This is a genomic window from Bradyrhizobium sp. HKCCYLRH1030, assembly GCF_051168395.1.
Taxonomy (GTDB): domain Bacteria; phylum Pseudomonadota; class Alphaproteobacteria; order Rhizobiales; family Xanthobacteraceae; genus Bradyrhizobium.
The window spans coordinates 598,938-622,494 of sequence record NZ_JBNPUY010000003.1 but is presented as its reverse complement, the minus strand read 5'-3'; the positions used below and the strand labels follow the sequence as shown (position 1 = coordinate 622,494).

General features: G+C 66.5%; 23 protein-coding genes. 4 read left to right on the top strand and 19 right to left on the bottom strand.

The genetic code is table 11. From position 1 onward, the window contains the following. Window positions 1–5 precede the first annotated feature (5 nt). From ACQR1E_RS13040 to ACQR1E_RS13000, 9 genes are all read right to left on the bottom strand, one after another. Window positions 6–458 (bottom strand): flagellar protein FlgN, encoded by a 453-nt coding sequence (locus tag ACQR1E_RS13040; protein WP_315718457.1) that lies wholly within the window; start codon window positions 456–458, stop codon window positions 6–8. A gap of 15 nt (window positions 459–473) precedes the next feature. Continuing rightward, the gene (locus ACQR1E_RS13035) at window positions 474–743 is read right to left on the bottom strand and encodes a hypothetical protein (protein WP_315754493.1); all 270 of its coding nucleotides are present in this window, start codon (window positions 741–743) and stop codon (window positions 474–476) included. 2 nt (window positions 744–745) lie between these two features. Next, a complete protein-coding gene (gene flgE, locus ACQR1E_RS13030; RefSeq protein WP_315769942.1) occupies window positions 746–1,984 on the bottom strand; it encodes a flagellar hook protein FlgE in 1,239 nt (412 codons plus the stop codon). A gap of 22 nt (window positions 1,985–2,006) precedes the next feature. Then, the gene (locus ACQR1E_RS13025; protein ID WP_434897121.1) at window positions 2,007–2,672 is read right to left on the bottom strand and encodes a flagellar hook assembly protein FlgD; all 666 of its coding nucleotides are present in this window, start codon (window positions 2,670–2,672) and stop codon (window positions 2,007–2,009) included. A gap of 364 nt (window positions 2,673–3,036) precedes the next feature. Continuing rightward, window positions 3,037–3,309: a hypothetical protein gene (locus ACQR1E_RS13020; protein ID WP_315754497.1), complete on the bottom strand. Its 273-nt coding sequence runs from the start codon at window positions 3,307–3,309 to the stop codon at window positions 3,037–3,039. A gap of 231 nt (window positions 3,310–3,540) precedes the next feature. Beyond that, window positions 3,541–3,966 (bottom strand): flagellar export chaperone FliS, encoded by a 426-nt coding sequence (fliS, locus tag ACQR1E_RS13015; RefSeq protein ID WP_316166963.1) that lies wholly within the window; start codon window positions 3,964–3,966, stop codon window positions 3,541–3,543. Further along, window positions 3,966–5,681, bottom strand: a complete 1,716-nt coding sequence (gene fliD, locus ACQR1E_RS13010) for a flagellar filament capping protein FliD (protein ID WP_434897120.1) — start codon at window positions 5,679–5,681, stop codon at window positions 3,966–3,968. Before fliD ends, fliS begins: the two co-directional genes overlap by 1 nt. A 61-nt stretch (window positions 5,682–5,742) precedes the next feature. Then, window positions 5,743–6,567, bottom strand: a complete 825-nt coding sequence (locus ACQR1E_RS13005; protein ID WP_315718450.1) for a flagellin — start codon at window positions 6,565–6,567, stop codon at window positions 5,743–5,745. Window positions 6,568–6,705: 138 nt separating this feature from the next. Further along, the gene (locus tag ACQR1E_RS13000; RefSeq protein ID WP_315754502.1) at window positions 6,706–7,410 is read right to left on the bottom strand and encodes an RNA polymerase sigma factor; all 705 of its coding nucleotides are present in this window, start codon (window positions 7,408–7,410) and stop codon (window positions 6,706–6,708) included. A gap of 941 nt (window positions 7,411–8,351) precedes the next feature. On the opposite strand from ACQR1E_RS13000, the gene ACQR1E_RS12995 reads away from it, so the two are divergent. Both ACQR1E_RS12995 and ACQR1E_RS12990 read left to right on the top strand, forming a co-directional pair. Next, window positions 8,352–9,683: a hypothetical protein gene (locus ACQR1E_RS12995; RefSeq protein ID WP_434897119.1), complete on the top strand. Its 1,332-nt coding sequence runs from the start codon at window positions 8,352–8,354 to the stop codon at window positions 9,681–9,683. 18 nt (window positions 9,684–9,701) lie between these two features. Then, window positions 9,702–10,427, top strand: a complete 726-nt coding sequence (locus tag ACQR1E_RS12990; RefSeq protein WP_315718447.1) for a formyltransferase family protein — start codon at window positions 9,702–9,704, stop codon at window positions 10,425–10,427. On the opposite strand, the gene bluB is transcribed toward ACQR1E_RS12990, so the two are convergent. Both bluB and ACQR1E_RS12980 read right to left on the bottom strand, forming a co-directional pair. Next, entirely contained in the window at window positions 10,428–11,084 is a 657-nt protein-coding gene (bluB, locus tag ACQR1E_RS12985) for a 5,6-dimethylbenzimidazole synthase (RefSeq protein WP_434897118.1), read from the bottom strand. Then, window positions 11,081–12,421 carry a cobyrinate a,c-diamide synthase gene (locus tag ACQR1E_RS12980; protein WP_316193994.1) on the bottom strand — a complete coding sequence of 447 codons (1,341 nt, stop codon included), beginning with the start codon at window positions 12,419–12,421 and terminating at the stop codon, window positions 11,081–11,083. Before ACQR1E_RS12980 ends, bluB begins: the two co-directional genes overlap by 4 nt. Window positions 12,422–12,468: 47 nt before the next feature. On the opposite strand from ACQR1E_RS12980, the gene ACQR1E_RS12975 reads away from it, so the two are divergent. Further along, a complete protein-coding gene (locus ACQR1E_RS12975; RefSeq protein WP_315718444.1) occupies window positions 12,469–13,599 on the top strand; it encodes a cobalt-precorrin-5B (C(1))-methyltransferase in 1,131 nt (376 codons plus the stop codon). Here the strand turns inward: ACQR1E_RS12975 and cobM are convergent. Genes cobM through cbiE form a run of 3 tightly spaced genes read right to left on the bottom strand, consistent with a single transcriptional unit; the run spans window position 13,569 to window position 15,963 of the window. Continuing rightward, on the bottom strand, window positions 13,569–14,330 hold the full coding sequence (gene cobM / locus ACQR1E_RS12970; RefSeq protein ID WP_315718443.1) for a precorrin-4 C(11)-methyltransferase: 762 nt from the start codon (window positions 14,328–14,330) through the stop codon (window positions 13,569–13,571). The two genes, ACQR1E_RS12975 and cobM, sit on opposite strands and share 31 nt — an antisense overlap. Continuing rightward, complete coding sequence (locus ACQR1E_RS12965) at window positions 14,327–14,731, bottom strand: cobalamin biosynthesis protein (RefSeq protein WP_315718442.1); 405 nt, start codon at window positions 14,729–14,731, stop codon at window positions 14,327–14,329. The genes cobM and ACQR1E_RS12965 overlap by 4 nt, the downstream gene beginning before the upstream one ends. Further along, a complete protein-coding gene (gene cbiE / locus ACQR1E_RS12960) occupies window positions 14,728–15,963 on the bottom strand; it encodes a precorrin-6y C5,15-methyltransferase (decarboxylating) subunit CbiE (RefSeq protein WP_315718441.1) in 1,236 nt (411 codons plus the stop codon). Before cbiE ends, ACQR1E_RS12965 begins: the two co-directional genes overlap by 4 nt. Window positions 15,964–15,977: 14 nt before the next feature. Between cbiE and ACQR1E_RS12955 the strand changes: the two genes are divergently transcribed. Beyond that, a complete protein-coding gene (locus tag ACQR1E_RS12955) occupies window positions 15,978–16,751 on the top strand; it encodes a cobalt-precorrin-6A reductase (RefSeq protein ID WP_434863553.1) in 774 nt (257 codons plus the stop codon). On the opposite strand, the gene cobJ is transcribed toward ACQR1E_RS12955, so the two are convergent. The 5 genes from cobJ to cobN are packed head-to-tail and all read right to left on the bottom strand — an operon-like array spanning window position 16,715 to window position 23,549. Then, window positions 16,715–17,482 (bottom strand): precorrin-3B C(17)-methyltransferase, encoded by a 768-nt coding sequence (gene cobJ / locus ACQR1E_RS12950; RefSeq protein ID WP_316192274.1) that lies wholly within the window; start codon window positions 17,480–17,482, stop codon window positions 16,715–16,717. The genes ACQR1E_RS12955 and cobJ overlap by 37 nt on opposite strands. After that, the gene (locus ACQR1E_RS12945) at window positions 17,479–18,237 is read right to left on the bottom strand and encodes a precorrin-2 C(20)-methyltransferase (protein ID WP_315718438.1); all 759 of its coding nucleotides are present in this window, start codon (window positions 18,235–18,237) and stop codon (window positions 17,479–17,481) included. Before ACQR1E_RS12945 ends, cobJ begins: the two co-directional genes overlap by 4 nt. Next, window positions 18,234–18,866, bottom strand: coding sequence for a precorrin-8X methylmutase (locus ACQR1E_RS12940; protein WP_316192276.1), 633 nt, complete (start codon window positions 18,864–18,866; stop codon window positions 18,234–18,236). The genes ACQR1E_RS12945 and ACQR1E_RS12940 overlap by 4 nt, the downstream gene beginning before the upstream one ends. Then, window positions 18,859–20,133 carry a precorrin-3B synthase gene (gene cobG / locus ACQR1E_RS12935; RefSeq protein WP_316192277.1) on the bottom strand — a complete coding sequence of 425 codons (1,275 nt, stop codon included), beginning with the start codon at window positions 20,131–20,133 and terminating at the stop codon, window positions 18,859–18,861. The genes ACQR1E_RS12940 and cobG overlap by 8 nt, the downstream gene beginning before the upstream one ends. Next, window positions 20,130–23,549 (bottom strand): cobaltochelatase subunit CobN, encoded by a 3,420-nt coding sequence (gene cobN / locus ACQR1E_RS12930; protein ID WP_316192278.1) that lies wholly within the window; start codon window positions 23,547–23,549, stop codon window positions 20,130–20,132. Before cobN ends, cobG begins: the two co-directional genes overlap by 4 nt. Between the last annotated feature and the right edge of the window lie 8 nt (window positions 23,550–23,557).

Below are 23,557 nucleotides of genomic sequence, written 5' to 3'. Positions count from 1 at the left end.
GGCCATCACGCCCTCACGTTGGTTCCACAGGACGTCGCACGCGCGGTACGACGTCCACCGGCGCCATAGGGCGAGGCATTCGCGATCTGCTCGCGGATCGCCTGCATCACCGCCTCGATGCGACGATTGCTGGCTTCGATCGCAGCCCGCAGCCGAACGAGGTTCTCGTCCATCGCGCCACGAAGGTTGAAGATGTGCTCCATGAGCTGCTCGCGCAGCACACGGTCGCGGACGTCGAGGCTCGCCGTTCGCCTGGCGCATTCGGCGACCCGCTGCTCAAACAGCCCGGCGAGCCGATTCTTGTCGTCGAGCTGCTTGGAACGCGAGGCCGGGAGCCCTTTGGCAAGCTCCGCATTCTCCTCCGACACCACCGCGATGAGTTCGTCGATCAGCGCGATCAAGGTCCGCACTTCATCTTCGCTGGCCGGCCGCTGATCGGCCTGAATTGCGTGTTTCATCCTGTCGCTCCCATCCTACTGTTCACGCTGCGGTCGGCGGCTGATCTGCGCGACACGGGCGTAGGTATTCAGCGCCGTCACCCTCACGGTGGCGACCTTGAGCTCTTCGTCGAGCAGCGCGCATTCACGGAGCAGCTTTCGTCGGACCGTTTCGATATCGTCGATCAAGGCCAGCAGTTGCGCGCGGTCGTCCTTGCCGGCGGTCGCAGCGCGCAGTCTCAGCCGCTGCAGCCTCTTCAGCAGAGCCTCGCCCTCGCCGAGCCGCTCCCTCTTCAGGTCGGCCATGATCACCTCATCGACGAAATCAGCGTGTCGTACATCTTGTTGACGGCCGAGATCACCTGCGATGCCGCCGAATAGGCCTGCTGAGCCGAGATCATGTTGCTGAACTGGCCCGTGGTGTCGGTCGTGCTCGATTCCAGCTCACTGCCGTAGATGGTTCCTGCACCATTCTCGCCGGACGCCTGCAGGGTCGCATTGCCCGACGTCGCCGTCGACGTGTACATGCCGCTGCTATGCGCCACGAGACCATTGGGATCGGCGAAGGTCGCTACCGCGAGCTTGTAGATCGGAACCGTCTGTCCGTTGGAATAGGTCGCCTCGACGAGACCATTCTTGCCGACCGAAATGCTGCTCAGCGTGCCAAACGAGATGCCATCGGAATTGGCGCTGAAGTTGGAGACGCTCGGCGTCGTGCTGCCGGACGACAACTGGGTCAGGCCGTCGGTACCGCCGCCGGTGGTGCCGAAGCTGAGCGCGATCGAGCTCGCCGCGGCGCCGTTGTTCCAGGTGATACCGAGATTGGTCGAGGATACCGTGCTGAGCGAACCATCTGAGTTGAAATCGATCGTATAGGTGCCGCTCGTCACGGTGCCGTCCGACGCCGTCGCCGGCGCGAAATCAGCGGTCCATTCGTTCGCCGTCGCCCCCTTGGTCCAGGTGACGTTGAGCGTGTGCGATTGCCCCAGCGAATCGTACACGGTCATCGAGCTGCTGAAGGTGTCTCCGCTCGCGGCATCGGCCGGCAGGTTGGCCGCAAGCGACGTCTTGGTCGTCGCCCCACCATTCGTCAGCGCCACCTTCGTATTGACCGGCTCGAGGCCGTTGCCGACCACGTTGCCGGTCGCATCGGTGCGCCAGCCTTCGAGATAGTAGCCGTCGTTCTCGAGATAGCCGGCATTGTCGGTGGTGAACGCGCCGTTGCGGGTGTAGAAAGTCTCGCCTCCGGCCGAAGTCGAGTTGGTCGCGACGAAGAAACCCGAGCCCTGGATTGCGACGTCGGTCGCGTTGGTAGTGGCGGCCAGCAGCCCCTGCTGCGTGATGTTGGCACGGCCGGAGACCGAGACGCCACCCGAGGAATAGGCTTTCGAACTGCTCGATGCCGTCACCAGCTGCTCGAACAGGCCGGAGGTGGTCTTGTATCCGGTCGTATCGGCGTTGGAGATGTTGTCGCTGATCATGGCGAGCGACGAACTCTGCGCATTGAGCGCCGAGATCGCCGATGACAGGGCTCCAGAAAGACTCATGATTGTACTCCAGGTAATGCCGTCAGGAGGTGACGCCGATGATGTTGCTGGCGCTGACAGGAACGCCGCCGACGGTGAGCGAGGGCGTGCTGGTCGAGGTGTCGATGCCGGTTACGGTCCCGGTGACCGTCGTGTAGTTGAGGACCGAGGTGCCCGCGGAGTCCGTCGCCGTCACGGAGATCGTGTACTGGCCGCCGTCGCTGAGCTGATTGCCGCTGGAATCGGTGCCGTCCCAGGTGATCGAATTGGTGCCCTTGTTGCCGGTCCCGGTGCCGGTCCAGACCGTGCTTCCGGAGGAATCCTTGATCGAGATCGAAACGTTCGACGCTGCCGACGACAGCGAATAGCCGAACGTCGCCGAGCCGTTCGAGAGAACGGCGGTGTCACTCTTCGCCTCGACGGTGTGACCGATGTAGTTCACCGAATTCAGCGTCACCAGGCTCGAGAACGAGCCGGCCAGCGAGGTCATGCTGCTGTTGAGCGACTGCTGCGAGGTGTAGTTGGCGTAAGACGTCATCTGGTTGATGAAGTCGGTCACGCTGGTCGCGTTGAGCGGATCCTGGTTCTGGAGTTCGCTCACCAGGAGCTGAAGAAAGTCGGTCGAGCTGAGCGTCGTACGCGATGTATCGCTGGATGATGAGGTCGATGAGGTGGTCGCAGTCGACGAACTCGCGGCAGAAACGGTCATGGCAGAACTCCGGCTCGCGCCGCGAACGGCGGCGGGACACAGCACGACCACGCGGTCGTGAAGGCGTTTGCTGATCAAACGGCCGGAGCGCCGATTCCAGGCGCATAATTAGTCGGTCGAATTAGTTGATCCGACGGCAGAATTTGCCGCCGCGCGGTTGCGCTGAGTGGGCAAAAATCGCCTGGTGCGAGGCCCCGATCTGCATCGGCGCGACGGCTCGCCGTCGCCGCACTCGGGCGCCTGGATTCGCGCGCAAGCGAGCTCGACAGATTGAGCGAGATGACAGATGCGATAGTGTTGCGGTTCCAGCGCCGAAGTCCAACCGGCCAAAGCGTAGCCGCCCAAGGTCGGCCCTGGCTAGGGCTCAGCCAGGCTGGTGGGCGTCGGCCGGGGCGGTTGCCGCTTCCTCTTGGGTCAGGCGATGGGCCGCAGCAAGGATGCGCGACGTCAAGCCCGCGGGTGCACGCGCCGGCGGCGACGACAGCGCCTCACGAACAAGACGTGCCTCGGACAGCAATCGATCGGCTTCGGGAGAGGATGCAAGCAGATCAGCAGCTGATTGACGCTGCTCCGCTGGCCAGCGCGAGATGTCCTCACCCAGCCTGCCGATCAGATCCTCGAATTCCCTGACGTCCATCGTCCGCCCAATCCAGCGCTTCCAGCTTGGTCATAAAGCATTCAGCCCGCGAACGAAATTGATATCGGCAATTGTGGCGATCGACCGCAACCGGACACGGAAAACTCCGTACTTTTCGGGAGCCGTATGCACGCGAGGCCGCACTGGATACCGAAACGGGAGACAATGCAGCCCGTTTCTGATCCGTTTCCCAAGATTTCCGCGGTGCGGCAGGGGCCTGATTCGCCAGAGCTACCGAGGGTTGGCCGAATCACCGGCCGCTCGCTTTCCCCGGGCTGCCGCCTCGACAGCCTCCCACGCCTCCCGCAGCTCCAGCAGACTTCCGGTGATCCGCTGGAAATTCTCGCGCATGTGAGGTCGACCGTAGGCCCGCAGCGCGGCCACGATCAGGGCGTTGTAGGTTCCGAACAGCTGGTCGGCGACCGGCCCGCCGCGCGTCGGATCGAGGTGAAGGCTCAATCCGCGCAGAATGGCGGTCGCCCGGGTCACATGGATGTGCCCCTCCTCGAAGCGGCGAGCCTCCTGCGCCTGCAGCGACTTCTGCAAGCTCATCATCGCTCCGTTGAGCAGCATGATGACGGCCCGCAGCGGCGGAACGGCCACCGCAGCGCCGCGATAGGCCTGACTTGCGAATTGCGCCATCGAATTCTGGGTCATCAGTTACTCGAACTCGCGTTGAGAAGGGCTTTCAGATAAGTGAGCGTGTTGTTGGCGCTCTCGATCGCAGCCTGATATTTGGCGTACTGCGCCGTAAGCTGCGTCTGGAACGTGGAGGCCGAGCTCTTGATGTCATCGACCTTGGCCTGCATCGTGTCGTCCTGCGAGCTCAGATTGTCGATCAGCGTCTGCAGCGATCCCGTGCTGGATGATGCGGTCTTGGCGATCTGGTAGATCTGGGTCGCGAGCCCCTGTGTGGAGGTCACGGTGATCGATTGCGACGTCGAGCCGGCATAGGTGAAGGCCATCCCGGCATAGATGGTCCCGGAATTGCCCACGATCGTGTTGCCGCTCACCGTGAACAGGGAGCTGTCGCCACCGACGGACGCCGCCGAAAGATTTCCCGACGAATCCACCGTCAGGTCAAGGGTGAACGACTGCGGCGACGACCCGGTATTGACCACGCTGAGCTGGCTCGACGAGGTCTTGGTCTGCGCCGACAACAACGTCGTCACGCCGCTCAGATTGGTGCTGAGGATCGTCGACAGCGTGCTGGTATCGAGTTCGAGCTCGTTCTTCTCGTTGAACGACAGGCCAAGGTCGGCCATCGTCAACCCGCCGACCGAGGTTCCGAGCACGGCCTGAAGCGAATTCATGATGTCGCGCATGGTGCCGTCGCCGAACAGGACGGAGCTCGAGGACGCCGTCCCGTCTGAATTGGTGGTCTGCTGCGCGATCACGGCATCGCGGAATGCATTGTAGTCGGTAACGAATGTCTGCAATGCCGACGAGATCTGGCTCGTGTCCGTCCCGATGGTGACGGTCAGCGTCGTTCCGGACGGGGTCGCCTGCAGCAGGTCGAAGGTGACGCCACTGAGAACGTCGGTGATGTCGTTGGTATCGCGCGTCAGGCTGATCCCATCGAGCGTGAATTCCGCTGCCTGCGCGGTCTGCAGCACCGTCGCGAAGGCTCCCGAGCTGTCGGTCACCCCGAGCTTGTTGAGGACGTCGTCCCCGGACGAGCTTGCATAGGTGATGTCCGCGGCATCCTGGGTCCCCGTCAACACCAGCTGATAGGACCCGCTCGATACCTGGACGATCGACGCCTCGACATTGGTCGTGGAGCTCTGGGCATTGATCGCGTCGACGACATCCTGCAGCGACATGCCGCTGGTGATGGTGATGTCGGCCGTGCTGCCCCCGGACAGGCCGAGCGAGAACGTACCGGAATAGCCGAGTGCCGCGGTCTGGCTCGACTGCGTCGTACCCGTCACCTTGTGAGCCGTGGCGACCTGGCTGATCGTCAGCGTGTGGCTGCCGGTCGCGGCTCCGTTGCTCACCGACATCGACAGAGCCGATGAGGCGCTGACGTCGCCGGTCGCGCTGATGGTGGCGGCCCGCGTGGCGAAGGCGTTGGTCGCAAGCGAGTTCACCATCGACGTCGCCAGTGACGACAATCCCGATGACAGCGTCTTCAGCGTGGTCTGCAGCGTCTGATACGCCGTGATCTTGGCCTCATTGGCCGTGATCTTGGTCGAGATCTGGGTCGCCTGGGTGAGCTTGGCATTGACGGCGGACTCGATCAGCGCGGTCCAGTCGATCGTGCTCGTCGTGCTCGTGCCCGACGTCGTGAGCGAGCTGCTCGAGCTCGTCGACGATGATGAAGACGACGACGTCGTGCTGCTCGTGCTCGAGGTTGCGCTGCTCACCGTCATCCGTCGTCGTCCTCCAAGGAAGAAGCCGGACCGGCGAGGCGCCGGCCCGGCAGATCACGGCTCAGCCCAGCAGCTTCAGGAGGTACTGCGGGATCTGGTTGGCGGCGGCTTCCGCCGACACCGCGGCCTGGGTCTTCACCTGCGCCGACGACAGCTTCGCCTGCTCGGACGCGATGTCGACGTCCTTGATCGCGGAATTGGCCGATTGCAGGTTCTGCGTCTGCGTGGAGATCGAGTCGGCCGAGAAGTTGAAGCGCGACTCCTGCGCGCCGATGTCGGCGCGGGCCTTCGACACGGTGTCGATCGCGGTGTCGAGAGCGGTCAAGGCTGCGGTCGCGCCGGTCTGGGTGCTGACGTCGAGCGACGAGACGCCGAGCGTGCTCGCGGTGAGATCCGACAGCGTGATGTTGATGGTGTCGGACGCGGACGAGCCGACCAGGACCGAGACGCCCGACGAGAAGGTGCTGGTGCCGTCGAGCAGGCTCTGGCCGCTATAGCGCGTTCCGGTCGCGATCGACGAGATTTCACTGGTGAGCTGCGAGAATTCCGACTGGATGTAGGTGCGGCTGGTTCCGACCGTGGTGCCCGATGCGGACTCGGAGGCCAGCGACTTCATGCGCGCCAGGATGTCGCTGATGTTGGATGCGCCACCATCCGCGGTCTGCAGGATCGACGTCGCCTGCGCCGTGTTGGTCGCAGCCTGCTGCAGCGTGGTGATGTCCGACGAGATACGCGTCGAAATGGCGAGACCGGCCGCGTCGTCCGAGGCTGACGTGATGCGCGAACCGCTCGACAGCTTGGAGAGCGAGCTCGTCTCCTGGTTGGAGTTGATGTTCAGGTAGCGGACGGCGGAGTTGGCGGCGATGTTGGTGGAAATTGCGGGCACGGTGAGGACTCCTGAGTGATCGGCAAAGCACGCCGCATCGTGGAAGGACTGACGGTGCGGATCGGCCCCGTCTGACCGATCAAACGGAAGCGCCTGCGGGAATCAGGCGGGAATTCTCCCGCGACGGGATTTTTATGGTTAGCAATCCGTGAAGGCGCCGCGAATGTCGCGCTCGTGACGCCGCAGCATGTCGCGCAGATGCTGGCGTCCCCGTTTCAACAGCGACTCCACGGCGGCCACTGTCGTGTCCATCACCTCGGCGATCTCGCCGTTGCTCATGTTCTCGTGATACGATAGGATCACAGCGATCCGTTGCTGTTCCGGAAGCCGCTGCATCGCTCCCTCCAGGAGGTCGCTGAGTTCCGCACGCTCGATGACGCTCACTGCATCCGGCTTGCCGTCCGCAACCTCGGGCACCACATCGACATTCTCGGTCCGCGGCTTGCGCCGGATGTCGATGCAGCGGTTGCTGACGACGCGATAGAGCCAGGTCGAGAATTTGGCGCGGCCGTGCTGCCACCGCCCGCGGTGCGTCCAGACCTTCAACATCGTATCCTGCACGACGTCCTCTGCATCGGCAGCATTGCCGACGATGCGCAACGCAATCGCATAGGCGCGGTCGATGTGGCGCTCGACGAGGAGACGAAATGCGAGTTCCTCTCCGGTGGCCAGCCGGTCGAGCAGATCCTTGTCCTCGTCAAAGATCGCAGCCTCGCCTGGCGGCGCGGAGTCGGGAACGGTGCTGGCCGACTCGCTCGACAGCAGCGTCGCAACGTCCGGCGCCTCCGGCTCCTTCGAAGATACGCCATCGGCCGGGGCCCAGACGTCCAGCGCGTAGCTCATTTCCGAATCTCCAACCCGCAATGCCGACTACGCAGTTCGCAGACGGCTTCCGATCGTTGAACGCTGCGATCGAGAGAAGCAGGCGAAGATTTTTTGTGACTTTTCAGGTAGTTAGATGGAATGTTTTGCCTAGGGACAGGCAAATTCTGCCGCACGCGGATCGAGCGCTCGACGGTCGTTGAGGAGGAAAGGCCGATGTTCGGCATGGCGGGGATTTCATTCCGGAAGACGAATTCAGCAGAAAACGCGAGCTGCAACGCTTACTAACAGCATCCGTGGATGCGTACCGCGCACGCCAAATCCGCGCTCGCGCAAGGTCCGGAATTCTTGCGAAACGATCATCTCGCTCGGCAATTTTTTCCGAATCACCTCGACGAAATTATCTCATTTTTCGACTCTGTCAGTTGCCGCAGACGCGATTTTTGAATCGCGTGACGATTTTTGCGACATGACGCGCCTGATCTGTCGCGTTCGTACGTTGTAGTTGCTGATGACGCGACAAAATGGAGCGAACGACGTGATGCGTCGCGCGCCATCGACACATGCCTGGATGTCCATCGATGTCCATAGCGTCACCGAATGTTGCTGAATGTTTCGATCGATACAGACTCTCCGGAGCGGAGTTGCGTTCAACGTATCAGCGTGAAGCGCGGGATCCGCACAGCGATCGCTTTTGCGCGCCCAATCGCTCACGTCAGTGCTGGTTAACTTGATCAGACCGGACGCGAATGCTCGTACTTCCGCTTCTGCAATCACGATGTCGATTCAACCGTTGGGGTTTCGAGCGGCGCGCCCGGCAACATTGCGAAACGAAGTTCGCGTTTTCCGTGTTGAGAGCCTCGTCCTACGCGCATCATCGCAAGTCATCGGCGCAAGCACATGCGCGATCGACGCGCCTGATTGGCTGACGTGGTCCGTTTGATTGTGCAGGAGGACCCGGCATGACGCGACAAGACCCGAAGACCATTGACGACGACCCGGTGCAAGCCCTGCGCGCTCTCGGCGTCAAGCTCGGTCAGCAGCAAGGTCGTCGTCTACAATGGCTGTCGCGGACGTTCGGGCCGCCGATTCACTGCGGCGACCGTCCATCGCTTGGCCGTGGCCGTACGGTCGTCCTGCTCGACCCGCCGACGGGCGCGGGTGCCGAACTGCTGCATGGCTCGCTGACAACGTATGACGCCGTGGTCATCCCCTTCGGCGAAAATCCTGCGTTCGATTTCCTGAAATCCAAGTTGACCGCGTTCGGTACCGTCGGCACCTCAGCCGACGGTCCGCATGAATTGTGGTGGGGCGGCCGCGACTGGCCTGCTCCGGAGGCGGCACCCGCAACTGCGATGCGTGTCGTGTCCTGCCATCCAACGACGGTCGGCGACCTGCACGTCTATCATCTCAGGCGCTCGCTGCAGCGGTTCGGGCTCCCATTCGACATCGAGGCGATCGATCGACGCCCCGGCGAGCGTCTGAGCGCTGCCGACAAGGCCGACTTCATCGCGCGGATGTGGCAGCGTCACCGCGAGCCGCTGTTGTACGTCGAGGCCGACGTGATGTTTCAAGCCGCCCCGGACCTTCCTCATCTGACGGGCTGCGACTTCGCCGTCCATAAGTGGAACGGCTGGGAGATGTCGGCGCGTACCCTCTATTTCGGTCGCTCCAAGGCGGCCGAGACAATGCTGACGACCTGGCGCGAGATCGCCTCGTCATACCCCGATGTCTGGGGCGGCTATCTGATCGACCAGGCCTGGAGTGCGGTAACGTCTCAGATCGCGCTCGACACGGTCTGGCTTCCCCGCAGCTTTCATGCCGTTGCAGGGGAAGCCGGGGTCCGCAACGCGACGATCGTGCACAATCTGAAGCCGACCAAGGCTGATCTTGGTCCCGACCCGGACTTCGCCGAGGTGGCGCGGTCGCCGCGGCGGGCTGGGCGCGTCGGCGCGCTGGAGTCGCTGCTCGTGGTGCGCTCGAGAGTGAAGTCCGACCGGGGCATCACGGTCATCCTGCGCGACGTCGAACGCAGTAGCGCACGCGCAACGGCTGACAGCATCGAGAGGCTGACCAGCGCCTTCGTCGCCGATTGCGGCGGCTTTGGCCGCCTCGAGCTTTCGCTGTGCTCGTGGCCGCCGGAGGTTCGCATCGCGAGGGAGGCCGCTTTGCTGGCCGACAACATGGTGCTCGAGATCATCCCCGGTCAGGAACTGCCGGCGGATCTGTTCGCCGCCACCGCCGCCTCGGAAGCGACGCGCCGGCCCGCCAGCTTCAACGCCCATCGCCACTGACGCCAGCCAGGACAAATCATGTTCGACACCATCATCCTTCTCACCGGCAGCCGCGACCAGCAGCTCGCATTGTCGGAGCTCCTGCGGGCGCACAACCCTGCCCTCGCATTCCGTTTCGCGGTCAGCCTGCAGGACATCGAAGCCATCGAGCGCGACGTGCTCGGCAGATCCCGCCTGCTTGCCTTCACGACCGGCGTCATCGTGCCCGCCGCCATCCTTCAGGCGGTCGGCCACGGCGCCTACAATTTTCATCCGGGCCCGCCGGATTATCCCGGCTGGGCACCGGCCCATTTCGCGATGTACGACGGTGCGACGCGCTTCGGCGCGACGGCCCATGCGATGGAGGCCCGGGTCGACTGCGGCGCGATCGTCGGTGTCGAGACGTTCGACATCCCGCGAGGCGTCGATGTCCGCGGCTTGGAGCAGATGACGTTCGTGCGGCTCGCCTATCTGTTCTGGCGGATGTCGCGCGACCTCGCCTGCCATGCCGGCCCGCTGCCGGCACTCGGCACCGGTTGGAGCGGCGCGAAGAGCACCCGGCAGATGTACGCCGCCATGTGCGACATGCCCGTCGACATCGATCCGGCCGAAATGGCGCGCCGCATCCGCGCCTTTCACGACGATTTCCGCGGCATTCCACTGACCCTCAACCTGCACGGCACACGGTTTCAGCTCATGCGCGCCGCGGACGCTGTCGGCGAGCCGATGACGGTTGACGCACCGGCGCTGGCGCTCGCATCGTGACTAGCGCTTGAGCGGCTTGATCACGGTCTGGTCGAGCCGCGTTTCCCAGCCGTGACGTTCCAACTCGGGATCGTCATGCTCCTCCTGCGGCCAGCCGACGCAGAGATACGCAATCAGGCTCCATTCGGACGGCAACTCGAGTTCACGACAGACAGCCGCCGGGTCCAGGATCGACACCCAGCCGACGCCGAGACCTTCCGCGCGCGCTGCCAGCCAGAACGTCTGGATCGCGGCCACCACCGAGTAGCGGAGCGTTTCCGGCATCGTGGCGCGGCCGAGACGATGACCGGTGGCAGCGCCCTCGTCGGCACAGACTGCGAGATGGACCGGCGCCTGCGTCAAGCCTTCCAGCTTGAGCCTTGCATAGAGCGCGCGGCGCTCACCATCATAGCCGGCGAGCGCGGCCTGGTTCGCGTGCTGGAAGTTCTCGATGACCGTCGCGCGGCGTTCAGGGCTCTCGACGAGCACGAACCGCCAGGGCTGGCAGAAGCCGACGGATGGCGCATGGGACGCGAGCGCGAGCAACTTTTCGATCAGCTCTGGGGAGACCGGATCGGCGCGGAAACGGCGGACGTCGCGACGCCAGCGCACCAGCTCGGCAAAGCGCTGCCGGAATGTCGCGTCGAACTGCGGAGGGCTTCGGCCTGGCTCGCTCATGCGCCCTCCCCGCTCAGGACGTGCAGGAACGATCCGGTCACCGACCCGCGCCGGGCGCCGCGCTCGGCGACGACGCCGCCCGACGCATCGCGGCACGCGATCAGCGGATCGTCTGCCTCGCTCAGGATGGTTGCATAGTGGAATTCGTGACCGTGAACGACGGCCCCTCTTCCGCCGAGACTGCAGTCGGCCAAGAGCGTCGCTTGACGATAGCCGAGATGCAGACGGCGGCGCGCGAACGACGTTTCCAGCGACAGCAGCCCGGCCATCGCATGCCGGACACCGTGAGCATCCTCGAGTCCTGTCCCCAGCGTCATGTAGCCGCCGCACTCACCGTGGATCGGCACGCCGCGTAACGCCATCGCGCGCAACGCATCGAGGAACGACCGCGCCGAGGCCAACCGTCCCGCGTGCAATTCGGGATAGCCGCCTGGCAGCCAGACCGCGTCGGCTGCGGGATCGGGAGCCTCGTCGTTCAACGGCGAGAACGGAATGGTCTCCGCGGCCTGAGCGCGCCAGTGCCGGAGGAGGTGCGGATAGCTGAACGAGAAGGCGGCATCTGCTGCGAACGCGATGCGCTGTCCGGGCGGTTTGAGGCCGAGGCTGGATGTCTGCGCCGCCAGATCGGGCGCGCGGATCGGGTTCGCGAGAGCGAGCAGCGCGTCGAGATCGACCGATCCAGACAAGCTGGCCGCGAGACGCTCGAGATGGGCCTCGATGGCCGTGATCTCCTGGGCCTGGACCAGGCCGAGATGACGTTCCGGCAAGGTCAATTGCGCGTCCCGCGCCAGAGCGCCGAGGACCTTGATTCCGATAGCCGCGAACGCCGGCTCGATGAGCGCTCGGTGGCGCTCGCTCGCGACCCGATTGAGGATCACCCCGGCCACGCGAACATCGTCGCGAAAACGCGCGCAGCCGAGCGCGACGGCGGCGGCCGTCTCGGTCTGCCCACTGACATCGAGAACGAGCACGACTGGCCAGCCGGTCAGGGCTGCGAGATCCGCGGCCGAGCCGCTGCCCGCGCGCCCGGGATGTGACGCACCATCGAACAGGCCCATGACGCCCTCGATGATGGCGATATCGGCGTCGGCGGCAACGCTGCAGGCAAGCCCGAGCAGTTGCCGCGCCGACATCGCCCAGCCGTCGAGATTGTAGCTCGTCCGTCCTGCAGCGGCCGTGTGATAGGCAAGATCGATATAGTCCGGGCCGCATTTGAAGGGTTGCACGCGCGCGCCGCGCCGGCTGAGCGCACGCAAGAGCCCGAGCGTGACCGTCGTCTTGCCGGCGCCGGAACGCGGCGCGGCGACGATGATTCCGTTGGGCGCCACCATGGTCATGGCCGCAACGCCGCCGAGGCTTGGCAAAATGTGCTATGCGAACGGACATGAAGGAAACTGCGGATCCGCCGAACCAACCGCTGAAGCGTGGCTGGACGACCGGCAGCTGCGCCACGGCTGCGGCGCGCGCCGCCTACGAGCTGCTGATCACGGGCAACTGTCCTGCCATGGTCGAGATCGCCTTGCCCGGCGGACGTCGCGTCGGCTTTGCGATCGCGATGCATGAGACCGACGGCACCAAGGCAACCGCGGGCGTCGTCAAGGACGCCGGCGACGATCCCGATGTCACGCACGGTGCGCTGGTCAAAGCGACTCTGCAGCGCGGTGCAGACAAGTCCGGCGTGACGTTCCGCGCCGGCCCCGGCGTCGGCACAGTGACGCGACCGGGATTGCCGCTGCCGCCGGGAGAACCTGCGATCAATCCGGTGCCGCGCGAGATGATCGCGGCGGCGATCAATGAGGCCGCTGCCGCGCTCGGCGCGGCGCGCGATGTGGCCGTCGAGATCTCCATTCCCGGCGGCGAGGAGCTCGCCAGGAAGACGCTGAACCCGCGGCTCGGCATTGTCGGCGGCCTGTCGATCCTCGGCACCACGGGAATCGTGGTGCCGTTCAGTTGTGCTGCCTGGATCCACTCCATCTATCGCGGTATCGACGTCGCGCGCGCGGCTGGCCTGCCGCACATCGCCGGCGCGACGGGAAGCACGTCCGAGAAGGCCGTGCAGCAGCTCCATGGCCTGCCGGAGACGGCGCTGATCGACATGGGCGATTTCGCCGGCGGCATGTTGAAATATCTGCGCCGGCATCCGGTCGCCCGCGTCACCGTGGCCGGCGGCTTCGCCAAGATGACCAAGCTCGGCCAGGGCCTGCTCGACCTGCATTCGCGCGCCGGCGAGGTCGATCTCGGCTGGCTCGCGAACACGCTGCATGACGCGGGGGCGCCGGCCACGCTGGTCACGAGCGCACGCACGGCCAACACCGCGCTGCAGGTGCTGCAGGAGGCCGAGCGGGTCGGATTTCCCGCCGGCGAGGCCGTCGCGCTCGCCGCCTGGAAGACGGCGCGGCGTGCGCTGGGCGACAACGACATGGTCCTCGACGTCGCCGTGTTCGACCGTGACGGCCGGCTGGTGGGACAAAGTCAGGGACCGGCTCATTCGCCCCTCCCGCGGAAGCGCCGCTGATAGCCGGTATCGTACAGCGCGCTGTCGCGAAAATCCTCGGCTGCGAGCGCGCGGCCCACGAGGATCAGCGCGGTCCGCTCCACGGCGGAAGCCGCGGCTTGTCCGACGATCGTCGCCAGCGTGCCGGTCAGGACCAACTGATCCGGCCAGCTCGCGCGATAGACGATCGCCACCGGGCAGTCGTCGCCGTAATGCGGCCGCAGCTCGTCAACGACTCTATCGAGAACGTGGATCGAGAGATGGATGGCGAGCGTGGCGCGCGACTGCGCGAACAGCGAGAGCTGCTCCGTCTCCGGCATGGCCGACGCGCGGCCGGACGTCCGCGTGAGCACCACCGATTGGGCGAGGCCCGGCAAGGTCAGTTCGCGGCCAAGCGCGGCGGCAGCCGCCGCGAACGACGGCACGCCCGGTGTGATCGTGTACGGGATCCGCAACGCATCGAGGCGCCGCAATTGCTCGCCGAGCGCGCTCCAGATCGAGAGATCGCCGGAATGCAGTCGCGCCACATCTTCGCCCGCGAGCGTGGCGCGCTCGATTTCGGCGACGATCTCGTCGAGCGACATCGGTGCCGTGTCGACGATACGCGCGCCGGGTGGACAATGATCGAGCAGCGCCCGAGGGACCAGCGAGCCCGCATAGAGACACACCGGGCAGCGCGCGATCAGGTCGCGGCCGCGCAAGGTGATCAGGTCCGGCGCGCCTGGACCCGCGCCAACGAAATGCACCGTCATGAGGCAGGCTCCGCAACAATGGCGCCGTCGCCCTCCGCCACCGCGCAGGTCGCTACGGCGTTTGCGACGCGCACGAGGATCAGTCGGGCATTCACGCCGGCGGCAGCGAGCGCCGCCGTCTCGGCAACCGAAGGTACACCCTTCAAGCACCTGACGCGATCGCTCCGCGTGATCGCGCGATCGGCAACAGCCGCCATGTCAGCAGAGGCGATGGCGACGAGCGGACGGCCAAGCCGTTGCGCGGCGCAGATCACGCCAGGCTCACTGGCCTTGTCAGCCGCAGTGGCGAGCACCGCCACGTCTGCGGGCGCGAGGCGCACAAGCGAGAGCGCATGCGCGATGACCGCCTCTATATCTGCGACGTCGGCGGCACGCCGGCAACCAATCCCGAGCGCGATCATGGCTTCGTCACCCGCCACTGCGTGATCGGCATGGCCTGCCGCCAGCCATGCATGCGGCCAACCGGCTCGATGCGCGAAACGGCGATGCGGATCAGTTCACCGCCATGCTGGCCGAACAACGCGCTCAGCCGCGTCTCGCCTTCGAGCGACACCACGTTGGCGACGAGGCGGCCGCCGGGTTTCAGCCGCGACCAGACGGCTTCGAACACCCCCGCTTCCGAAATGCCGCCGCCGATGAAGACCGCATCCGGCGTTTCGAGATCCGCCAGCACCGCTGGCGCGCGCCCCGTCACCAGTGTCAGCTCGGGAGTGCCGAGCGCCAGCGCGTTGCGCATCGCCCGGTCGGCCCGGTCCTGGCGCGCCTCGATGCCGATTGCGCGCAACGAGCCATGACGCAGCAGCCACTCGATTGCCACCGAACCCGAGCCCAGCCCGACGTCCCACAACAGCTCGCCCGGACGCGGCGCCAGGGCCGACAACGTCACGGCGCGGAGCTCGCGCTTGGTCAACTGGCCGTCATGCTCGAACAGGTCATCGGCAAGACCGGCGGTCAGCGGGATCACGGGCGCATCAACCTCCGCTTCGACATCGATCGCGATCGTCGTCAGCGGATGAATATCAGAGAGATCGAACGCGTCGGCCGACGCGCTGCGCACCCGTTCGTGCGCGCCGCCGATCGCTTCCAGCACCGTCAGGCGCGAGCGTCCCATGCGGCGTGAGGTCAGCAGCGCGGCGAGCCGTGCGGCAGTGGAACCGTCCCAGGCCAGGGCCAGAATGCGCGCCGCCGGCGCGAGATGGCGGATGATCCCTTCGAGCGGGCGGCCGTGCAGCGTCACCTGCGTCACATCCTGCAGCGGCCAGCCGAGCCGTGCCGCTGCGAGGCTGAAGGCCGAGGGCTGCGGGACGCAAAGCATCTCGGCGGACGCGAAACGCTGCATCAGCTGCTTGCCGACGCCGTAGTTGAAAGGATCGCCGCTTGCGAGAACGACGACGGGCTCTCCCCGTCGCGCCGCGATCTGGTCGAACGCGAGCTTCAGCGGGCTGGGCCAGGCCAGCCGTTCCCCCGCAATCAACGGCGCCGCAAGCTCGAGATGGCGCGCGCCGCCGACCACGAGCGCCGCCTGCGCGATGAGACGTCGTGCAGACGTTGAGAGACCGTCAACACCATCCTCGCCAATCCCGACGATGGACAGCCAGCGCTGCGCGTTGCAAGTTGCGGCCGAGTTCACCATGGACCCTGCCCCGCATGCGCATCCTCATTCTCGGCGGGACGACCGAGGCTTCGGAGCTGGCGAAGCTGCTCGCCGGCGACGACCGGTTCGCAGCGACGCTCTCGCTCGCCGGCCGCACCGCTTCGCCCAAACCGCAGCCGCTGCCGACGCGCATCGGCGGCTTCGGCGGCATCGCCGGACTCGAAGCCTGGCTGCGCGATCATGCAATTGACGCCGTCGTCGATGCCACGCATCCCTACGCCGACCAGATCTCGCGACATGCGGTTGCAGCCTGCCATGCGCTGTCGGTGCCGCTGGCGTCGATCCGGCGCGCGGCATGGCAACGTCAGGCCGGCGACCGCTGGATCGAGGTCAGCAGTGCCGACGACGCGGCTTCCGCGCTCGGAGCAGATCCGGCGTGTGTGTTCCTCAGTCTTGGGCGCCTGGAGCTCGCAGCCTTCGCAGCAGCCCCGCAGCATCACTACGTCGCGCGAACCATCGATCCGCCTGGCGACGTCGCGTTGCCGCCCGACATTCGCTTCGTCCACGATCGCGGGCCGTTCGACGAGGCGACAGAGGAAGCCTTTCTGATCCAGGAGCGCATCGCCTTCGTGGTGTCGAAGAACTCCGGAGGCGCCGCGACCTATCCGAAAATCGCAGCCGCGCGGCGGCTCGCGATTCCCGTGGTGATGATCGCCCGACCCGACAAGCCGCAGGGCGTCGCGCTGGACGGCGCGCGAGCCGCGTTGCAATGGCTGGAGGCACGACTGGCTCATGCGCCGCCCTCGACCTCGCGGCGCAGCGTATAGACAAACGGCGCCTTTCCCTCGCGCGCGATCAGGCGCGTGGCGGTCGATCCGATCAGCACGAGCGTTCGCATGTCCGCCTTGCCGGGATCGACCTCGCCCAAGGTGGTGATGATCCGTCGGACATCACCACTGCCGGCGGCCCGCACCATGACGACGACGGTCGACTCCGGCTTGATCCGCCGCAACAGCGCGAACGCCTCGCCCAGCTGATGAGGTCGCGCCTTGGACAGCGGATTATACAGCGCGATGACGAAGTCGGCGGCGGCAGCCGCCTCGAGGCGGCGGCGGATGGTCGTCCAGCTCTTGAGATTGTCGGACAGCGAGATCGCGCAGAAGTCGCCACCGAGCGGCGCCCCGACCTCGGCCGCCGCCGCCAGCATCGCGGTGACACCAGGCTCGACGCGGATGTCGAGGTCACGCCACGCCGCCGGTCCCGCCTCGACCGCTTCGAACACCGCCGCGGCCATCGCGAACACGCCGGGATCACCGCCCGACACCACCGCGACCTGCTTGCCGTCGCTTGCGAGCCCGAGTGCGTGGCGGGCGCGGTCGAGCTCGACGCGATTGTCACTGGCGTGCCGGATTTGACCCGGACTCGTCGTCGTCACCCTGTCGAGATACGGTCCATAGCCGATCAGATCGGTCGCGCCTGCGATGGCGGCCGCGGCGGCCGGCGTGATCAGTTCGGCCCGCCCCGGGCCGACGCCCACGATCGTCAGCGTACCCGTCATAGCCGACGCCCTTGTCCGGGGATCAGGATCATCGAGAAATAGGGGCCGCGGTCCAGTTCCACCTCGGCCAGCGGCGCGACACGCTGCGCTTCCATCGTACCGCGCTCGACATAGAGCGCGCGATCGAGCAATCCGGCGCTGATGATCGCGCGCTTCACTTTAGCAAGGTTGCGCCCGACCTTCATGATGACGGCGGCCTCGCAACGCGTCAGCCGGTCATGCAGGACGTCCTCGCCCAGCGTGCCCGGCAGCACGGACAGGACATCGTCGCCCCAGGTGATGGGAACATTGGCCTTGGTCCAGCAGCCGGACATGCCGGTGACGCCCGGGACGACCTCGACCGGATGATCGCGCTCGAGCCGCCGCCACATATGCATGAACGAGCCGTAGAAGAACGGGTCGCCTTCGGACAGCAGACCGACCGATCGCCCCGCCGCCAGATGCGCGGTGATGCTCTCCGACGCGCGCCGGTAGAAATCGGCGATCTGGGACTGATAGGACAAGTCGGCGACGGGCAATTCCTCCGTGACCGGATATTCGAGCCGCAGCTCGTGGCGGCCGGATTCCATCAACGGCGCCACGATCCGTCGCGCGTTGCCTTCCATGCCGCGCTTGGCAAAGAACGCCACCACGTCGACGGACCGAACCAGACCAGCGGCGCGCAAGGTCAGATAGCGAACGTCGCCTGGACCGACGCCGATGCCGTACAGCGTACCCGGATCGGCCGAGCCCGCGATGGTGTCGAGCAGGCTCATTCGACGTCGCTCGCGATCGCATTCACCGCAGCAACCGCCATGGCGCTGCCGCCCTTGCGGCCCTTGACGATCAGATACGGTACCCGACCATCGGCCGCGAGCGCCTCCTTGGACTCGCGGGCTCCCACGAACCCCACAGCCGTTCCGATCACCGCCGCCGGTCGCGGCGCGCCCTGATCGAGCATGTCGAGCAGATGAAACAACGACGTCGGCGCATTGCCGATCGCCACCAGGGCGCCGCCGAGATGCGGCCGCCACAGCTCCAGCGCTGCTGCGGATCGGGTCGTGCCGAGCTGCGCGGCGAGCGCCGGCACCTCGTGCGCATCGAGCGTGCAGATGATCTCGTTCCTCGCCGGCAACCGCGCCCGCGTGATCCCCTGCGCCACCATCTTGGCATCGCACAGGATCGGCGCGCCACGATCGAGCGCCTCCCGCGCCGCGGTGGCGAAGTGTTCGGACATCGCGATGTCGGAGGTGATCTCGACCATGCCGCAGGCATGGATGATACGCACGGCGATCTTCTCTTCCAGTCCGCGGAAGCGCGACAGATCGGCCTCGGCGCGGATGGTCGCGAACGAGCGGCGATAGATCTCCGCGCCGTCCTTGATGTAGTCGCGCAGCTCAGACATCGGCCTTTTCTTTCGTTTCGAACAGCCCGTCGACGTCGATCTCGGTGGGATCGAGCATGCCGCAGGGCTCGCTCTTCACCGTGCCGTTGCGGACGACGTGATAACCTTCGCCCTCGCCGACCAGCACGACGTCCGCGGCTGCCGAGCGTGCGCAGCCCTTGGCGCAGCCGGAGACGTGCAGCGTGCCGTTGAATCCGGTCCGAGCCATCGCATCCGCGAGCAGGCCGGCATGCTGTCGCGTCGCCAGTCCGGTCGATGGACAGCAGCCGACGCCCGAGCAGGCGTCGATGCGCATCAGTGGATCGGCATCGTCGACGACCAGACCGAGCCGGGCGGCATCCGCCGCCAGTTGCTCCGCGATCACGGCACCCGCGGCGACATACAGCGCGCGCCATGGTGACAAGCGGACCTCGGCGACATCGTGTGCCGCAAGCATGGCCGCAAGCCGCGCCAGCGTGCCGCTATCAATGCGGCCGAACGGCACGCCGAGACCGACGGCGCAGGTTTGATCCGTCAGAGCGATGACGCCGCAACGTCGCTGCGAAATGGTTGCCGACGCCGTCGCGACGGCGTTTGAAACATCGAGGCCCAGTTCGGCGCGGATGGCAGCGCTCGCTTGCGGCGGCAACGTCGCGGAACGTCGCGTCGGGCTGTGTTGCAGCACCAGCCGCGCGAGGTGAACGGCCGTCGACGCCGCGTCGGTCACGGCTGCCGTTCCCAGCCACACATAGTCGTTTGAACCGGCAATGCCGACGGCGATCCGCCTCGCCTCAGTACCACCACAGGCGACGAGACGAACGTCCGCGGCGAGCCCGGTCAGCGGCAGCCTGCCGCCACCGTCCAGCGCAAAGCCGAACTTGGGCGGCAGCGCATGGAGCGCCTGATCCGAGGCCAGCAGCGTCTCCAGCTCGGCGGCGACGGGGCGCATGTCGACCCATTCGGCCGGGTCGAGTCCCGCCAGCGGGTTGACGACGATGTTGCGGATGGCCTCGAGCTCGGCGCTGTCATCGAGCAGGCCGAGCGATGCCATCAGCTCCCACAGCGGCGCGAGCGTCTCGGACGATACGCCGCGTATTTGCAGATTGGCGCGGCGCGTGAGGTCGATCTGGCCGTTGCCGTAGCGCCGAGCGGCCTCGGCAAGCTCACGCAGCGCCGACACCGGCAACGCGCCGCCATGCGGCCGGACACGAACGATGAGGCCGTCGCCGCTCGGCATCGGCCGCCGCGCGCCCGGGCACCAGCCCTTGATCTCGACCGAGGCGGTCATGACGCGCTCTCCGCTTGCGTCAGGCGCGTGCGGGCATGCGCAAGCTCATCGGCGACGGCATTTCGGCGTGGCACCCACAGCTGCCGACGCAGCGCGTCTTCGAATCGCGCCACGATCGCGGCGACGGCCGCGGGATTGCGTGCGGTCATGCCGTCCAGCACGGCCTCGTCACGCAGCAGCGCGCCATGCGCCAGATCGAACAGGTGCTCGGCAACGGTGTCGGAGGTAGCCGCAAAGGCGTAGAGCGCGTCGACGCCCTGCGCGATCTCGGCGACGCCGCGATAGCCATGCGCGAGCATTCCCGAGATCCAGCGCGGATTGGTGAGACGGCCGCGCACCACGCGGGCAATCTCCTCGCTGAAGCTCCGCGCCGCGGGCGCCTCCGGACGGCTGGTGTCGAGATGCAGCAGTACGGGCGACGCGCCGAGCGACGCTGCAGCGGCTGCGAAGCCTCCGGCGAAATCGGCCACCTCCTCGCCATCGAGGAGGTCGCGCTCACGATCGTCCTGCGGATGCACGAGGGCATCGGCGCTACGGACGCGGGCGCGGAACGTGTCGGAGGCCGACACGCCGTCATGCGCTCCGCCGAAACTGTAAGCGGTGCTCTCAAGATACGCTTCGCCGAGCTGCGACCGGCTCGTCCAGTCCATCCCGAGCGCGAGGTCGGCGGCAACGGCGCCGTAGCTGCCGGGTGCGCCGCCGAACACGCGCGCCAGGCTCTCGCCGCGCCGCCGTGCCGCGGCCAGCGGATTGTCGGCATCGTCCTCGTCGAGTGACGCCACCTTCTGCACGGCGAGATCAAACAGCGCGATCTGCGCTTCGAACAGGTCGCGGAACAGCCCCGAGATCCGCAGCGTCGCATCGATGCGCGGGCGGTCGAGCATCGCCAACGGCAGCACGTCGACGCCGGTGACCCGATTGGAGTTGAGGTCCCAGCGCGGCCGCGCGCCGAGATAAGCCAAGGCCTGGGCCAGATCGTCGCCGCCCGTGCGCAGCGATGCGGACGCCCAGAGATCGAGCATGAGCGCGCGCGGGTAGTCGCCATGATCCTGCAAATAGCGCCGGATCACCTCATCAGCCGCGCGTACGCCGACCAGGGCCGCGGTCCGGGTCGGGATCGCGCGCGGATCGATCGCGGTCAGATTGCGGCCCGTGGGCAGCACGTCGAGACGGCCGCGGCTCGGCGCTCCGGCGGGACCGGCAGCAACGCGCCGGCCATCGAGCGCGGCGAGCAACGCGCTGCGCTCGGCCGCAGCGCTCGCGGCGATCCGTGCGGCGATGTCGGCGCGATCGACCGTCACCGCCTGCCCCATCGCCGCCGTGATCGCATCGGCCAGCAGGGCGGTCGCCGCCGTGTCGGGCGCCTCCCCAAACACGTGCAGGCGGTCGCGCACCGCGAGCTCCTTGATGTCGCAGAGCTGCGCGTCGAGCTGCGCGATCGCCTCGCGTCCGGTCATGGCACGGTCGAGCCCGCAATCGGCGGCCAGGCCGCCCTGCCAGGCCCGCGCGACGATCTCCTCCTCGAGCAGTTTCAGGCGGCGTTTGTCGAGGCCATCCGCCTCGGCATATTCCTCGACCAGCCCCTCCAGCTCCAGCAGGGATCCGTGCAGACCGGCCTGCGACAGCGGCGGCGTCAGATGCCCGAGCGTCAGTGCCGACAACCGCCGCTTGGCCTGCATCGCTTCGCCGGGATTGTTGACGATGAAGGGGTAGATCACCGGCAGCGGGCCCAGTACGGCCTCGGGCCAGCACGCATTTGACAGCGCCAGCGCCTTGCCCGGCAGCCATTCCAGCGTGCCATGCGCACCAAGATGGATCAGCGCATCGATCCGCTCGGCCTCTCGCAGATATGCATAGAGCGCGACATAGGCGTGCCGCGGCGGCACGCTGGTGTCGTGATAACCGGACTTGCGATCGGCGCGACTGCCACGATCCGGTTGCAACAAGATCAGGAGTTTTCCCGCACGCAGCACCGGAAAATGGAAGGCGCCATCCCGGAACGCCGGGTCCGCTTCCGCCTCTCCCCAGATGTCATGTAGCGCACGCTGCAGATCGTCCGGCAACGGCGCCAGAGCACACCGATAGGCCGCGAGCGGCACCACGAGCTGATCTGCCTCGTCCCGCAGCAGCGTTTCGATATCGTCCGCAGTCGGCGCTACACGGCCGATATCGTACCCCGCCTCCGCCAACAACCGCGCAATGGCGGCTGCGCTTGCGCTGGTGTCGAGACCGACGGCGTAGCCGCAACGCCCGCCGCGCGACGGATAATCGGAGAGTACCAGCGCCACGCGCCGCTCGCTGGCCGGCAGCCCCCGCAATTGCGCCCATCGCGCCGCCAGTTGCGCGACGTAAGCAATGCGGTCCTGTTGAGGCACATAGCGCATCGCGCTGAACTGCAGACGCTCATCCGCCGGCGCCTCGCCCTTGAACGCAATCGGGCGCGCCAACAGCCGGCCGTCGAGCTCCGGTAGCACGACATTCATCGCAAGGTCCGTCGGCGACAGTCCGCGCACCGACGAGGCCCAGGCCTCTTCCGTGCTCTGCGCCTGGATGATTTGCAGAACTGGTGCATCGGCCACGTCGAGCACCGTGGTGCCGTCGTCGCGCAGCGCCGAGAACGCGGTGGCGTTCAAAATGATCGCAGGACGCCGGCGCTGGACGAGTCGCGCCAGTGCATCCCCAATATTGGGATCCTTCAGGCTGGTCACCGCGACCGCGACTGCCGCCAGCCCTTTGGCTTCGATCGCCCGCATCAGCTCAGCAATCCCGGCCGTATCGGCAGCGAGCAGGCTCGCACGGTAGAACACGATCAGCGCGCTCGGCCGCGCATCATCATGGCTGCAGAGATCATCGATGCCGACGGCTCCGCGATCGGGCATGAAGCCGACGATCGAACCGATCGCGATCGGTTCGGCAAACTGCGCGTCGCGCCCGAGCAGCGTCGCGAGATAGCGCAGGGCCTCGCGCGCATTGCCGACCCCGCCCTCGTGCAGATAACCGTAGAGACGCGAGGTCGCGTCCTGCGGCAAGGTCGAGAGCTCAGCAAGCCTGTCGTCGGCGCGATCGTCACCCGGCAGTGCCGCGAACAGGATGTGGCGGCTGCGGCAGACCGATGCGATGCGCTCCAGCCCGTAGCGCCAATAGTCGAGCCCGCCGAGACAGCGCACGACGACGGCGCGCGCGCCCAGCACGACGCGGTCGACATAGAGATCGACCGACATCGGATGCTTCAGCCGTTTCAAGCTGGCGAGGCGCAGGCTCGGCAGGTCATCCGACGACACGGTCCAGGCTTCGGCCAGCGCCGACAGGTCGGTGTCCGAGAACGACAGCACGACGATCTCGGCCGGCGACTGTGCAAGATCCACGGCCTGTTCGAGGTCGTCGAGATCCGCGCCCGTTGTCGCCAGCAGGTGCATCGGTGACG